Genomic DNA, 14,163 nt, shown 5'->3' on the forward strand with positions numbered 1-14,163 from the left:
TGCGCGAGAGCGCCGCTCCGTATGTCCGCAGCTCAGTTCTTCTTCAGGAACTTGTCGATGTTGGCCGGCGTGACCAGCTGGAACGGGACATAGACCTTGTGTTCGACCTTCTCGCCCTTGGCGAGTTTCAGCGCCGCATCCAGCGCGCCGGCGCCCTGGCCGGCGGCGTCCTGGAAGACGGTGGCGTCGAGGTCGCCCGCCTGCATGGCTGCAAGCGCGTCCTGGGTGGCGTCGACGCCGCCGACGACAACCGACTTCATGTCGATGTTGGCGGCCTTCATCGCCTGGATGGCGCCGATGGCGCTTTCGTCATTGTTGGCGATGACGCCGTCGAACTTCTTGCCGGTCGACAGCCAGTTGGTCATCAGGTTCTGGGCCTGGTCGCGGTCCCAGTTCGAGGTCTGCTTGTCGATGATCTTGATGAAGCTGCAGTCCGGCGTGGCTATCACCTCTTCGATGTCCTTGGTGCGCTGCACGGCCGCCTGGTTGGAAAGCTCGCCCATGATGACATAGACATTGGCTTCCTTCTTGCCGGCTTCCTTGAACAGGCGGCAGACTTCCTTGGTCTCGAGCGTGCCGGAATCGGCTTCGTTCGAGGCGACGAAGGCCTGGTTGTCGGGCAGCGTGTCGACATTGACCGGCTGGCGGTTGACGTAGACCAGCGGGATCTTGGCCGCGGCCGCCGCATCCGACATCGCCTGCGTGGCCGAGGTGTCGACCGGGTTGACGATGATGGCGTCGACGCCGGAAGCGGCGAAATTCTTGATCTGGTCAAGCTGCTTGGCGACGTCGTTCTGCGCGTCTTCGACCTGCAGCTCGACGCCGCTCATGCCCTTGGCTTGCTCGATCATGCCGTTGCGCAGCACGGTGAGGAAGTTGTCGTCGAACTTGGCCATCGAGACGCCGATCTTGGCGGCCATGGCCGATGAACTCATCAGCGCCGCGAAGGCGACGCCCAAAAGCAGTTTCTTCATTTTAATCTCTCCTCCACTTTGGTGTCCGGTTGCACCGATCTCTCCGGAATCCCCGATCTCCCCGGGGAATCTCTCCCTGCCGTCTCTCTCCCGGGGATGGCGCCTGCCGTTTGCTGCAACGCCAAAGCCTCTGTTTGAAACAGATGTTACGGAACGAAAGAACCAAAATGCATGACTGGTGAAATATTTATTCCATTTCGTCGGGAGGCGTCAAGGGCGATTCCAAACTCGGGCTCGCGATTTTCGGCCGGCTCTGATGGATTCTATCATTTCAGCGGGCCGGTTCATGACGGCGGATCGCTGAAGCGTCCTGTCGCTTCGTCGAAACGCCCTGTCTCTCGTCCTGGCGCGTCCCGGACCCGCTGCGCATTTCCCGAAATGGCGTCAGATGTTTTCCGGCAAATAGATGTCGAAGGGCAGGAAGGTCTGACCCGGCGCATTGGCCGCGCCGGCTTCGATGGCATGCGCCATCCGATCGACGAGCTCACGACAGAGCGCGGCAAGCGGCGTCGAGATCACCATGGTAAGGATGTTGTCGGCGAGCGCCGCGCGCGATTCGGCGTTGATCTCGTTGCAGACGACCACTGGCATGTTGACGGGCTTCGCTGCCCGCAATGCCGAGACGGCGCCTTCCATGCCGCCGCCGGCGACGTAGCAGCCGACGAGATCCGGATATCGTGCCAGAAGATCGATCATCGCATCATGGGTTACCTGGTTGGCCTCCAGATTGACCAACGTCTCCAGCACGGCGAAATCCGGCGCATGCTCGCGGAAGAAGGAACGGAAGCCGATCTCACGCAGCTCGTGGCCATGGAAGCGATGGCTGCCGACGAAGAGGGCGACCTTGCCAGGCGTCCTCGCCGCCCTGGCGATCATCCAGGCCGCGGTGCGGCCGACCTTGCGGTTGTCGAGGCCGACATAACCCTCGCGGACGCCAGCAGCGAAGTCGGACAGCAGGGAGAAGACCGGCAGCCCCCTGGCCTTTAGCGCCTCCACGACCGCGGTCAGCGTCGGATGGTCGGGACCGACCACGGCGATGGCCCGTGATTTCACCGCCAGCCCGCGCATTTGGGCGGCGATTTCGTCCGGCGCCAGGGAACTGGCGAAATCGACGGTCGCGACGCCGCGGAAGCGCTGCGATTGCGCGACCGCCAGTTCGAGTTCCCGCGCGAAGTCGCCATAGAAAACGTCATTACCTCGAAGCAGCAGGAAGCCCAGCCGATACTCGGGCAGTTCCTGGCGCATCCGTTGCTTGATCAGGCCGGCCGCGTGATAGCCGATCTCGGTCGCCGCCTCGTAGACGCGGCGCGCCGTTTCCTCGCGCACCGGCAGTCGATTGTTGAGCACCCGGTCCACCGTGGCGACGCTGACGCCGGAGACGCGCGCCAGATCTGATATCGTCGGCCGTTTCGCCATGATCGCCCTCGTTCGATTGCCCGACAGGCATACATCAACTTGATAGGAAATGATAGAAACTATCTTTGTGATGTTGAGTCTATCATGGCTCGGCGTTATTTCTGAGCATGGAGCCAGTTGTGATCGGCATTCGCATGGCGAATGCCCCTGCCTTGGGAGGCAATCATGTCCATAGCGCCGTCCCGGCGTGACTACAGCCTGATCGGCCGCGACGCCCGGCTTGCCGTCGAAAACGGCCTGTCGGCGGCGCAGTGGTATCACACCGACATTCCCCGCAAGCAGATGAAGGAGCTGATGCAGCGCTCCGATGGGCCGGCGATCCGCGACACCGCGATCTGGCTCGCCGCTCTTATCGTCAGCGGCGCCGGCGGCGCCTGGTTCTGGGGCACGTGGTGGTGCGTGCCGTTCTTCTTCGTCTATGGCGTGCTCTACGGCTCGTCCACCGATTCGCGCTGGCACGAATGCGGCCACGGCACGGCGTTCCGCACGCAGTGGATGAATGACGCGGTCTATCAGATCGCCTGCTTCATGATCATGCGCAATCCGGTGACCTGGCGCTGGAGCCACACACGCCATCACACCGACACCATCATCGTCGGCCGCGATCCCGAAATCTCGGTCATGCGGCCGCCGGATCTGGTGCGCCTCGTCCTCGGCTTTGTCGGCGTGCTCGATGCGTGGCATGCGATGTCGGATATGCTGCGCAACGCCGCCGGCAATATCAGCGCGGCGGAAAAAACCTTCATTCCAGAGCAGGAGCAGAAGAAGGCGATCCGCATTGCCCGCATCTGGACGGCGATCTACGCCGCGACAATTACGCTGGCGCTCTATACCGGATCGTTCCTGCCCTTGATGCTGGTCGGCCTGCCCAGGCTCTACGGCGCCTGGCATCACGTGATGGTCGGCCTGCTGCAGCATGGCGGTCTCGCCGACAACGTCACCGACCATCGGCTGAACAGCCGCACCGTCTACATGAACCCGATCAGCCGCTTCATCTACTGGAACATGAACTACCATGTCGAACATCACATGTTCCCGATGGTGCCCTACCATGCGCTGCCGAAGCTGCACGCGCTGATCAAGCACGATTTGCCGGCACCGACGCCGTCGATCCTGGCCGGCTACCGCGAGATGATCCCAGCCTTCCGCCGCCAGCTGCGCAACGAGGATTACTTCCTCAAGCGCGAGCTGCCGCCGACCGCCAGGCCATACCGCGAGGACTTCCACAACGACGCCGTCGCCGCGGCGGCGGAATGACATCCACGACCGCAGGGGAGGACTGAATGAGCGATTGGGTCGAGGCGTGCTCCGCCGGTGACATCGATGAAGAGGACGTGATGCGCTTCGATCATGGCGGGCGCACCTTCGCCATCTATCGCAGCCCGGACGACGAATATTTCGCCACCGACGGCTTGTGCACGCATGAGAAGGTGCATCTCGCCGACGGGCTGGTGATGGACGACATCATCGAATGCCCCAAGCACAATGGCCGTTTCAACTACAAGACGGGCGCGGCCAAAGGCGCGCCGGTCTGCGTCAACCTCAGGACCTATCCGGTCAAGGTCGATGGCGGCAAAGTGCTGGTTCGGATCGGATGACCGGCATGGCACGCGGAATGGTGATCATCGGGGCCGGCGAATGCGGCGGACGGGCAGCACTCACGCTGCGCGATCTCGGCTATGACGGGCCGGTGACGCTGGTCGGCGACGAGCCGCATCTGCCCTATGAACGGCCGCCTTTGTCCAAGGACGCGATGGTCAGCGACGCGCCCGCGATCAAGGCAATCGCCAGCGACGAGGTCCTGGCCGAAAAATCGATCCGTCACGTCCATTCCGTCCAGGCCGTGGCGATCGATCGCGCGGCGCATGCGGTGCGTCTGTCCGACGGTTCGGTGCTGCCTTACGACAAACTGCTGCTCGCCACCGGCTCGACGCCGCGCAAGCTGCCGATGCCTGGCCTTGGCGGGCGCTGCGTCTATCTCAGGACATTCACCGACGCGCTGGCCATCCGCGCCCATCTCCGCGCCGGCAACCGCATCGCCATCATCGGCGGCGGCTTCATCGGCCTCGAGCTTGCGGCAGCCGCGCGCAAGCTCGGCGCTTCGGTCACCGTCATCGAGGCGCAGCCGCGCATCCTGATGCGCGGCGTGCCGGCCGAGATCGCCGAAATCGTCCACGCCGCGCATGTCGCCGAAGGCGTCGACATCCTGTGCGGCGACGGCATCGGATCCATCGCAGACGACGGCAGAGAGGTGCGCGTGACGCTTGCCGGCGGGCGCGAGATAGCGGCCGATCTCGCTGTCATCGGCATCGGCGCCGTGCCGGTGACCGCGCTCGCGGCGGAAGCCGACCTTGCCATCGACAACGGCATTGCCGTCGACGCCGAGCTGCGCGGCAGCGATCCCGATATTTATGCCGCCGGCGATTGCTGCTCGTTCCCGCTCGCCGTCTATGGCGGCCGCCGCGTGCGGCTGGAAGCCTGGCGCAATGCGCAGGAACAGGGCGCACTGGCGGCCAGGAACATGCTTGGCGCCGGCGAGGCGCATGCGGCGGTGCCGTGGTTCTGGTCGGATCAATATGGCCTCTCCCTGCAGATCGCGGGATTGTCCGACGAAGGCCGCACAGTGGTGCGCCGCGACCTCGGCGACGGCGCCTTCATCCTGTTTCATCTGGCCGAGGACGGCAGGCTGGTGGCGGCGAGCGGCATTGGCCCGGACAATGCGGTGGCCCGCGACATAAGGCTCGCCGAAATGCTGATCGGCAAGCGGGCCAAGCCGGCGCCGGAGGCACTGGGATCGCCTGACATCAAGCTGAAGGCGTTGCTGGCGGCTTGAGCTATCGCGCCAATTGTCGAAGTTGGCGCTGCGCCAACGTCGCGAAGTCCGCTGCTCGCGCAGCCTGAAACCCACGATTCGCGTCTAAAACAGTGCCTTCAGCTCCGGCAGCTTGTCGTTGACCAACCAGCCGTAATAGTTCTCTTCCGGCAACTTCACCGGCTCGCCGGCGGCGCGGCGCCTGTCGTTTTCCGCTTTCAACGCATAGGCGCGCTGCTCGGGATTGCCGACATTGTAGAGCGTGGCGGTCAGCCCCGGATTGCCCGAAATGTCGAAGCCGGCGATGGACTTGTAAGCGTCGATCGACTTCCTGATCGTGGCGGCGACGTAGGGCAGCGTCAGGTCCGGATCCATGATCGTCTTGTAGACCGAATTGGGATCGGAGACGTCGAGTTCCGGCAGCCCCGACACCTTGTGCACGAGATCGCTCATCTGCAGGGCGGTCAGCGGATTGAGCTGGCCAAGGCCGAAGGTCTGGCCGGCATAGTAGGGCTGGAAGAAGGTGGCGCCGAAACGGTTGTCGGGGAAATCCTCGCCGCCGACGGTCTTGCCGCGAAATGAACGGTTCCAGACCTGTTCGCGGCATTCCCACAGATCGTAGCTGTCCGAAATGGCGGCGCATTTCTTGAATTCAGGCCGCTTCACGAAATCGCTGATATCCTCGCCGTCATAGGCGAAGGACAGTTTGCTCGAGAGGTAGGAGATCGCCTTGACGTAATAGGTCTGCAGCCGGTCATAGGCGTCGACATTATAGGTGTGCTCGCCGACGATGGCGCCGACGATGTGCATGGGATCGATGCCATAGGCGCTTGCCGCCTTCTTGATCTTGGCGCGCAGGTCGGCGTCGCTCTGCAGCAGCGCGTAGACCTTGCGGTACTTGGCCTGGAAGGTGGTGTTGGTCGCCTGCGTGCGGCGGCTGGAGGCGCCGGGAATGTCGGGCTGCTCGGCATTGCGGTTTCCCGCCGGCACCAATGTCGCCGCGTCGGCGGCGAAAAGCGTCGCCGCCAGCGTCAAGCCGAGAATGACTGGGATGAGTTTCTTCATGCGCCGCCGCCTGCAAATGTTGCGGGCAAACTAGGTAAAGCTCAGGGTTGAGTCGAGAGCGGCCCTTCAGCGGGCAAGACGAAAGGTGGCCAGATGGTACCATCTGGCCACACATGATCCGGCCGCGGGAGAATCTCGCTCAACCCGTGCCGAAAGGATCCAGCGCCGTTCCTTACAGAATGAAGCGCGACAGATCCGTGTTTCGGGAGAGGTCGCCGACATGCTTCTTGACATAGGCGGCGTCGATGGTGACGGCCGTGCCGTTGCGGTCGGGTGCGTCGTAGGAAATCTCGTCCAGCACCCGCTCCATCACCGTCTGCAGCCGCCGCGCGCCGATATTCTCGATGCTGGCGTTGAGGTCGACGGCGACGCCGGCCAGCGAATCGATGGCATCGTCGGTGAAGGTGAGCTCGACGCCCTCGGTCTTCATCAGCGCGATATACTGCTTGATGAGGCTCGCCTCGGTCTCGGTCAGGATGCGGACGAAGTCGTCCTTTTCCAGCGCGCGCAGTTCGACGCGGATCGGCAGGCGGCCCTGCAGTTCCGGCAACAGGTCGGACGGCTTCGAGACATGGAACGCGCCCGAGGCGATGAAGAGGATGTGATCCGTCTTCAACGGCCCGTATTTGGTCGCCACCGTGGTGCCCTCGACCAGCGGCAGCAGGTCGCGCTGCACGCCTTCGCGCGAAGGGCCGCCGGAAATATCCGACCGCGCCGCGATCTTGTCGATCTCGTCGAGAAAGACGATGCCGTCATTTTCCGCAGCGTCCAGCGCCCGGCGCACGACCTCGTCCTGGTCGAGCAGCTTGTCGGATTCGTCGGCCACCAGCAGGTCGTAGGATTCCTTCACCGTGGTCTTGCGCAGCTTGGTCTTCTTGCCGCCCATCGCCTTCGACAGCATGTCGTTGATGTTGAGCACGCCGATATTGGCGCCCGGCATGCCGGGAATCTCGAAGCCGGGCATGCCGCCATTGCCGGTATCGGCCACCTCGATCTCGATTTCCTTGTCGTCGAGTTCGCCGTCGCGCAGCTTCTTGCGGAAACTGTCGCGGGTGGCCGGGCTCGCGGTCTTGCCGACCAACGCTTCCAGCACGCGTTCCTCGGCATTGACATGGGCGCGCGCTTTGACGTCCTCGCGCATCTTTTCGCGCACCAGGCCGATGGCGATCTCGACCAGATCGCGGATAATCTGCTCGACGTCGCGGCCGACATAGCCGACCTCGGTGAACTTGGTGGCCTCGACCTTGACGAACGGCGCACCGGCGAGCCGCGCCAGGCGGCGCGAGATCTCGGTCTTGCCGACGCCGGTCGGGCCGATCATCAGGATGTTCTTCGGCATCACCTCTTCGCGCATCTGGCCTTCCAGCTGCTGGCGGCGCCAGCGGTTGCGCAAGGCAATGGCCACGGCGCGCTTGGCGTCCTTCTGCCCGATGATGAAGCGGTCGAGTTCGGAAACGATTTCGCGGGGAGAAAATGTGCTCATATCACTAAATTCCACTTTGCCACTGCTTGATGGCCTCGAACGGATGCAGCAGCATGATCACGTTGAGTGTAAGATTATCCCGGATGAGGTAGCCGGTGCCCAGTTCGAAGAGGATGGCGAGGCTGACGATCACCCATATAGGTAGCCTTCGCGCCATCACAAATCCCAGCACCATGGCCAGTGTGTCGGAGACCGAATTGATGATGCTATCGCCGTAATAATCGAGCGAGATGGTGCCGGCGCGGTAGCGGTCGATGATGAACGGGCTGTTCTCCAGCAACTCCCAACCGCCCTCGATCAGAACGGCGAAGGCCAGCCTCAGCCCGATCGGCGAGCGCGGGAACAGGAAGCGTGCCAGCGCATAGAACAGGAAACCGTGGATGATGTGCGAGAAAGTGTACCAGTCCGAAATATGCTGGGAATTCTCCGAACTGTTGACCACGCCATGCCAGAGCTTGACGTAGCCGCAGGTGCAGATCGGCGTCCGGCCCATGAGATACAGCGTGACCGCCTGGAAGAAAATTAGGCCGGCCACGATCAGCAGGCCCATCCGCCAGCTGTTTTCATAGGCAGATAGGTTCTTGTCCTCGCCCGAAGCGTCCATGCCTTATCCCTCTTCCCCGTCTTCGGCATCGATGGCCATCAGCACGACGTCGCCATAGACCGATTGCCTGCGATCAATGGCCCGGAATCCGGCTTTTTCATAGGCGCGTATGGCCCTGAGATTGGCGGGGTCGGGATCGATGACGACACGCGGCACGCCTTCCTCGAACAGGTCTTCGACGAACTGACGCACGATGGCCGAGCCATGGCCGATGCCGATCAGTTCCGGCCGGCCGATCGAGACATCGATGCCCAGCGTGCCGAACGGCTGATCGGCATAGGGATGGCCGTCTTCCATATGCGGGTCATAGCTCTGCAGATAAGCGATCGGCTTTCCGTCGAGCTCGACGATCAGCGGCTCGACGGAGATCGAGTCTATGTGATCGGCAATCTCGGCGATTTCCGTCTCGGGATCGTCCCACCACTCCGCGACATGCGGCTGGGCGAGCCAGCCTGCGATCATCGGCAGGTCCTTCTTGGTGACCGGCCGAAAATCGTAAAGCACCACCCTCTCAGGCGGCATCGAGCGTTTCGACGACGAAATTGTTGTTGGTGTAGACGCAGATGTCGGACGCGATCTGCATCGCCTTGCGGGCGATCTCCTCGGCATCCTTGTCGGAATCCATCAGCGCGCGGGCGGCGGCGAGCGCGTAATTGCCGCCGGAGCCGATGGCCATGACGCCATGTTCGGGCTCCAGCACGTCGCCATTGCCGGTCAGCGCCAGCGAGACCGACTTGTCGGCGACCAGCATCATCGCTTCCAGCCGGCGCAGATAGCGGTCGGTGCGCCAATCCTTGGCGAGCTCGACGCAGGCGCGGGTGAGTTGGTCGGGATATTGTTCGAGCTTGGCTTCGAGCCGCTCCAGAAGCGTGAAGGCGTCGGCGGTCGCGCCGGCGAAACCGGCGATCACGTTGCCGCCCTTGCCGATGCGGCGCACTTTCCTGGCGTTACCCTTCATGATGGTCTGGCCAAGGCTGACCTGGCCGTCGCCGGCGATCACCACCTTGTTGCCCTTGCGCACGGTCACGATGGTCGTGGCGTGCATGGTCAGATTATCAGACATTTCCTGGCTCCGATTCGCGCGATCCCAAAAAGGCGATTGGCGCGGTACGAGTAACTTCGATCGGCCATATGTATGCATGAGGCCAATGATTGCAAACGGCTCGATAGCGACCGGGATCGCAACTGGCAATCGCCGGATCATGCTGCTAGAAGGCTCTCGTTTTCAAGCCAGCGAGCGCTTGAGGCTCGTGAACCGGTCACGATCTGGACCACTGCACAAGGATAGAGCGATGGCGCCCCGTTCCGCCGATGCAAGCCGCAAGACCAAGGAAACCGACATCTCCGTGTCGGTCCATGTCGACGGCTCCGGCAAATCGGACATCAGCACGGGCGTCGGCTTCTTCGACCACATGCTGGACCAGCTGTCGCGCCATTCGCTGATCGATATCACGGTCAAGGCCAAGGGCGACCTGCACATTGACGATCACCATACGGTCGAGGACACCGGCATCGCGCTCGGCCAGGCCTTGACCAAGGCGCTCGGCGAGCGGCGCGGCATCATGCGCTATGCCTCGATCGACCTTGCCATGGACGAGACGCTGACGCGCGCGGCGATCGACGTCTCGGGCCGCCCCTTCCTGGTCTGGAACGTTGCGTTCTCGTCGCCCAAGATCGGCACGTTCGACACCGAACTGGTGCGTGAATTCTTCCAGGCGCTGGCGCAGAACGCCGGCATCACGCTGCATGTCACCAACCATTATGGCGCCAACAACCATCATATCGCCGAGACCTGCTTCAAGGCGGTGGCGCGCGCTCTGCGCGCCGCGCTCGAGCGCGATCCGCGCCAGCCAGACGCGGTTCCCTCCACCAAGGGTTCTTTGAAGGGATAGATTGATGGCCGCCTATGTCGTGATGGAGCCGCCGGGCCGCAGCGAGAAGGTCGAGACAACGGCCTTTGTCCGCGACGGCTTCGCCTGGCTCGGCCTGCTGGTGCCGCCGCTGTGGCTTGCCTGGCACCGGCTGTGGATCGAAGCGGCATTTGCCTTTGTCGTCATGGGCGCGCTTTCGATGCTTGGCCAGAAGCTTGGCCTCGGCGTCGCCGGCTCGCTTTTGTCCCTGCTCGTCTCGCTCTATGTCGGGCTGGAGGGCCAGGGCCTGCGCATCGCGGCGCTGCGCCGCCGCGGCTGGCATGAATGGGGCGTCGTCGAGGCCGGCCGGCTCGGGGACGCCGACATGCGCTACGCCCTGGAGGCCGAGGGGCTTTCGGATGAAGCAGCACCCCCGCCGCCGCGCATCGTTCCGGATGCCGCCCTGGCGCGCCCGGCGCAGCCCGGCATGGCGCTGGGGCTGACCCACATTCCGGGACGGCGCTGAGATGCGGGTTGCGATCATCGATTACGGTTCGGGCAATCTGCGCTCGGCCACCAAGGCCTTCGAGCGCGCCGCGCGCGAGGCCGGCATCGCGGCCGAGATCGATCTGTCGGCGGATGCCGAGCGCGTGCGCACCGCGGACCGCATCGTCCTGCCAGGCGTCGGCGCTTACGCCGACTGCGCGGCCGGCCTACGCGCCGTCGAGGGCATGTGGGAAGCGGTCGAGGAGGTCGCCATCACCAAAGGGCGGCCGTTCCTTGGCATTTGCGTCGGCATGCAGCTGATGTCGCAGCGCGGCCTCGAAAAGACCATCACCGAGGGTTTCGGCTGGATCTCGGGCGACGTCAAGGAGATCCAGCCTTCCGATCCGGCGCTGAAGATCCCGCAGATCGGCTGGAACACGATCGAGCTCACGCGCCAGCACCCGCTGTTTGCCGGCATCCCGACCGGCGTGGCGGGACTGCACGCCTATTTCGTCCATTCCTACCATCTCGATGCAAGGAACCCGGACGAGGTGCTTGCGGTCGCCGACTATGGCGGCCCGGTGACGGCGACCGTCGCCCGCGACAATCTCGCCGGCACGCAGTTCCACCCCGAAAAGAGCCAGGCGCTGGGCCTGGCGCTGATCACCAATTTCCTGCGCTGGAGGCCCTGAGCATGATGAGCAAGAAGGGCGCTTGAACCGATGATCCTGTTTCCCGCCATCGATCTCAAGGACGGCCAGTGCGTGCGCCTCAGGCACGGCGATATGGCGACCGCGACGATTTACAATGATGATCCCGCCGCGCAGGCAAAAGCCTTCGAGGAGCAGGGCTTCGAGTGGCTGCACGTTGTCGACCTCAACGGCGCCTTCAAGGGCCAGAGCGTCAACAGCGCGGCGGTCGGCGCCATCCTCAAGGCGACGAAGAACCCGGTGCAGCTCGGCGGCGGCATCCGCACGCTGGCGCAGATCGAGGACTGGCTCGACCGCGGACTGGCCCGCGTCATCCTCGGCACGGTGGCTGTGCGCAATCCCGACCTGGTCAGGCAGGCCTGCAAGGCGTTTCCGGGCAAGGTCGCCGTCGGCATCGACGCCAAGGGCGGCAAGGTGGCGGTCGAGGGCTGGGCCGAGGCCTCGAGCCTGGGCGTGGTCGAGCTGGCCAGGAAATTCGAGGGCGCCGGCGTGGCCGCCATCATCTACACCGACATCGACCGTGACGGCGTGCTGAGCGGCATCAACTGGGACGCCACCATCGACCTCGCCGATGCGGTGTCGATCCCGGTCATCGCGTCGGGCGGTCTGGCTTCGATCGCCGACATCGTGCGCATGACCATGCCCGACGCGCAAAAACTCGAAGGCGCGATTTCGGGCCGCGCGCTCTATGACGGCCGCATCGACCCGGCAGAGGCGCTGGCGATCCTGCAGGGCATGCCGGCGATGGAGGCGCGGTCGTGAAGGTTTCGCTCATCCTGGCCTCCTATGACAGCGGCCACTATCATGGCGGCATGGGTCAGGGACCCGACGCCCTGATATCGGGCGGGCTCGTCGATGCCCTGACCCTTGCCGGCCATGACGTCACGGTCGAGGATATCGGACGGGTCGGCGACGACCAGGAGCGCGAGATCGCCACGGGCTTTGCCGTCTGCAACGCCGTCTCGGGCGAGGTCCGCATTGCCCGCGACAGGGGGCGGTTTCCCATCGTGCTGGCCGGAAACTGCCTGACGTCCGCCGGTGCCGTTGCCGGCGAAGGCGCCGACGCCATCATCTGGGCAGACCAGCATGGCGACCTCAACACGCCCGAGACGTCCGTATACGGCTTTCTCGACGGCATGGCGCTGTCGACAGTGCTCGGCCTGTGCTGGCGCCCGATGGCGGCGGCCATTCCCGGCTTCAAGCCGATCGATCCTTCACGCTGCGTGCTCGTCAACGCCAGGGATCTCGATCCGGCGGAGGAAAAACTTCTCGAAACATTGCCGGTCATCCGGACGGAATGTCCCGGAGTGGGGCAAGCGACGGAAAGGCTGAAGGCCGCCGGCGCCAACAGCGTGCACATGCATCTCGATCTCGACGTGCACGATCCCCAGGCGCTGCAGGCCAACCGCTACGTCACATCAGGCGGACCGAACCCGGAGCAGCTGCGCGACGCGGCCTGCGCCATGGCGCTCGCGGTGCCGATCGTCGGCATCACCGTTTCGGCCTACGATCCGGCCTTCGATGCCCAGGCCGACGTGCCGCCGCTGGTCGGACAGCTGCTCAACGACCTGCTTGCCACGATAGAGGGCCGCTGATGCTGAAAGCCCGCGTCATCCCTTGCCTCGACGTCAAGGACGGCCGCGTCGTCAAGGGCGTCAATTTCGTCGATCTCATCGACGCCGGCGATCCGGTGGAGGCCGCCAAGGCCTATGATGCCGCCGGCGCCGACGAGCTGTGCTTCCTCGACATCACCGCGTCGTCGGACAATCGCGAGACCATATTCGAGGTCATCGCCCGCACCGCCGAACAATGCTTCATGCCGCTGACCGTCGGCGGCGGCGTGCGCCATGTCGCCGACATCAGGAAATTGCTTTTGGCCGGCGCCGACAAGGTGTCGATCAACACGGCCGCGGTGAACAACCCGGATTTCGTGGCCGAGGCCGCCGACAAGTTCGGCAACCAGTGCATCGTCGTCGCCATCGATGCCAAGAAAGTGTCCGGCCCCGGCGAGGCCGACCGCTGGGAGATATTCACCCATGGCGGACGGGAAAAGACCGGCATCGACGCCGTCGAATTCGCGCGCAAAATGGTCGATCGCGGCGCCGGCGAGATCCTGCTGACCTCGATGGACCGCGACGGCACCAAGGCCGGCTACGACATCGCATTGACCCGCGCGGTGTCGGACGCGGTGCGCGCGCCCGTCATCGCTTCGGGTGGCGTCGGCACCCTCGACCACATGGTCGAAGGCATTCGCGACGGCCATGCGGGCGCCGTGCTGGCGGCGTCCATCTTCCATTTCGGCACCTACACCATCGCGCAAGCCAAGGCGCATATGGCCCAGGCCGGCCTGCCGATGCGGCTGGACTCGCTCGGGGTTCGGCCCTAGAGGCTTCCGGCTAAGAGAAAGGCTCCTTTGGCCATGGCTGAATTTTCGTTCTCCGAACTGGAGGCAATCATCGGGGAACGCGCCCGTTCGGGCGACCCCGACTCGTGGACGGCCAAATTGTTCGCGCGCGGCATGGACAAGGCGGCACAGAAGCTCGGCGAAGAGGCGGTCGAGACCGTCATCGCCGCCGTCAAGGGCGACAAACAGGGCCTCGTTTCGGAAAGCGCCGATCTTATATATCATTGGCTCGTCGTTCTCAGCATCGCGGGCGTTCCGCTGAACGACGTGCTCAGGGAGCTCGAAAGCCGCACCGGGCGTTCGGGCATCGCCGAGAAAGCGTCACGGCCCAAGGGCTGACCGCGAGGGAGGGCAGGTAT

17 protein-coding genes are annotated in these 14,163 nt (G+C 64.1%); 10 read left to right on the plus strand and 7 right to left on the minus strand.

Translation table 11 applies throughout. From position 1 onward, the window contains the following. Positions 1–32 precede the first annotated feature (32 nt). Positions 33–974: a sugar ABC transporter substrate-binding protein gene (locus LB564_RS17330; protein ID WP_140703260.1), complete on the minus strand. Its 942-nt coding sequence runs from the start codon at positions 972–974 to the stop codon at positions 33–35. Between the two features lie 384 nt (positions 975–1,358). Beyond that, complete coding sequence (locus LB564_RS17335) at positions 1,359–2,390, minus strand: LacI family DNA-binding transcriptional regulator (protein ID WP_224539525.1); 1,032 nt, start codon at positions 2,388–2,390, stop codon at positions 1,359–1,361. Between the two features lie 165 nt (positions 2,391–2,555). Here LB564_RS17335 and LB564_RS17340 point away from each other — a divergent pair, with 165 nt between their 5' ends. The 3 genes from LB564_RS17340 to LB564_RS17350 are packed head-to-tail and all read left to right on the plus strand — an operon-like array spanning position 2,556 to position 5,223. Then, on the plus strand, positions 2,556–3,647 hold the full coding sequence (locus LB564_RS17340; RefSeq protein ID WP_224539527.1) for a fatty acid desaturase family protein: 1,092 nt from the start codon (positions 2,556–2,558) through the stop codon (positions 3,645–3,647). Positions 3,648–3,673: 26 nt separating this feature from the next. Next, positions 3,674–3,988 (plus strand): MocE family 2Fe-2S type ferredoxin, encoded by a 315-nt coding sequence (locus LB564_RS17345; protein WP_224539529.1) that lies wholly within the window; start codon positions 3,674–3,676, stop codon positions 3,986–3,988. Next, positions 3,985–5,223, plus strand: a complete 1,239-nt coding sequence (locus LB564_RS17350) for an NAD(P)/FAD-dependent oxidoreductase (RefSeq protein WP_224539531.1) — start codon at positions 3,985–3,987, stop codon at positions 5,221–5,223. Before LB564_RS17345 ends, LB564_RS17350 begins: the two co-directional genes overlap by 4 nt. An 84-nt stretch (positions 5,224–5,307) precedes the next feature. On the opposite strand, the gene LB564_RS17355 is transcribed toward LB564_RS17350, so the two are convergent. The 5 genes from LB564_RS17355 to hslV all read right to left on the minus strand — a co-directional run bounded on the left by LB564_RS17355 (position 5,308) and on the right by hslV (position 9,417). Further along, complete coding sequence (locus LB564_RS17355; RefSeq protein ID WP_224539533.1) at positions 5,308–6,267, minus strand: DUF1402 family protein; 960 nt, start codon at positions 6,265–6,267, stop codon at positions 5,308–5,310. Positions 6,268–6,439: 172 nt separating this feature from the next. Beyond that, positions 6,440–7,750, minus strand: a complete 1,311-nt coding sequence (gene hslU / locus LB564_RS17360) for an ATP-dependent protease ATPase subunit HslU (RefSeq protein ID WP_224539535.1) — start codon at positions 7,748–7,750, stop codon at positions 6,440–6,442. A 4-nt stretch (positions 7,751–7,754) separates the two neighbouring features. Beyond that, entirely contained in the window at positions 7,755–8,354 is a 600-nt protein-coding gene (locus LB564_RS17365; RefSeq protein WP_224539537.1) for a DUF2585 domain-containing protein, read from the minus strand. A 3-nt stretch (positions 8,355–8,357) separates the two neighbouring features. Further along, on the minus strand, positions 8,358–8,876 hold the full coding sequence (locus tag LB564_RS17370) for a GNAT family N-acetyltransferase (protein WP_224539539.1): 519 nt from the start codon (positions 8,874–8,876) through the stop codon (positions 8,358–8,360). After that, complete coding sequence (gene hslV / locus LB564_RS17375) at positions 8,866–9,417, minus strand: ATP-dependent protease subunit HslV (protein ID WP_027142430.1); 552 nt, start codon at positions 9,415–9,417, stop codon at positions 8,866–8,868. Before hslV ends, LB564_RS17370 begins: the two co-directional genes overlap by 11 nt. A 229-nt stretch (positions 9,418–9,646) precedes the next feature. On the opposite strand from hslV, the gene hisB reads away from it, so the two are divergent. The 7 genes from hisB to LB564_RS17410 are packed head-to-tail and all read left to right on the plus strand — an operon-like array spanning position 9,647 to position 14,143. Continuing rightward, positions 9,647–10,246, plus strand: a complete 600-nt coding sequence (gene hisB / locus LB564_RS17380) for an imidazoleglycerol-phosphate dehydratase HisB (RefSeq protein WP_140703278.1) — start codon at positions 9,647–9,649, stop codon at positions 10,244–10,246. A gap of 4 nt (positions 10,247–10,250) precedes the next feature. After that, positions 10,251–10,730, plus strand: a complete 480-nt coding sequence (locus LB564_RS17385) for a DUF2628 domain-containing protein (protein ID WP_224539541.1) — start codon at positions 10,251–10,253, stop codon at positions 10,728–10,730. A gap of 1 nt (position 10,731) precedes the next feature. After that, positions 10,732–11,382 (plus strand): imidazole glycerol phosphate synthase subunit HisH, encoded by a 651-nt coding sequence (gene hisH, locus LB564_RS17390; RefSeq protein ID WP_224539543.1) that lies wholly within the window; start codon positions 10,732–10,734, stop codon positions 11,380–11,382. A gap of 30 nt (positions 11,383–11,412) precedes the next feature. Beyond that, a complete protein-coding gene (hisA, locus tag LB564_RS17395; protein ID WP_224539545.1) occupies positions 11,413–12,162 on the plus strand; it encodes a 1-(5-phosphoribosyl)-5-[(5-phosphoribosylamino)methylideneamino]imidazole-4-carboxamide isomerase in 750 nt (249 codons plus the stop codon). Further along, entirely contained in the window at positions 12,159–12,995 is an 837-nt protein-coding gene (locus LB564_RS17400; RefSeq protein WP_224539547.1) for an arginase family protein, read from the plus strand. The genes hisA and LB564_RS17400 overlap by 4 nt, the downstream gene beginning before the upstream one ends. Further along, entirely contained in the window at positions 12,995–13,786 is a 792-nt protein-coding gene (hisF, locus tag LB564_RS17405; protein WP_224539549.1) for an imidazole glycerol phosphate synthase subunit HisF, read from the plus strand. Before LB564_RS17400 ends, hisF begins: the two co-directional genes overlap by 1 nt. Positions 13,787–13,819: 33 nt before the next feature. After that, complete coding sequence (locus tag LB564_RS17410; RefSeq protein ID WP_140703288.1) at positions 13,820–14,143, plus strand: phosphoribosyl-ATP diphosphatase; 324 nt, start codon at positions 13,820–13,822, stop codon at positions 14,141–14,143. The last annotated feature ends 20 nt before the right edge of the window (positions 14,144–14,163 follow it).

The sequence above is a fragment of the Mesorhizobium sp. ES1-6 genome, from assembly GCF_020164775.1.
In the GTDB taxonomy this organism is placed as follows: domain Bacteria; phylum Pseudomonadota; class Alphaproteobacteria; order Rhizobiales; family Rhizobiaceae; genus Mesorhizobium.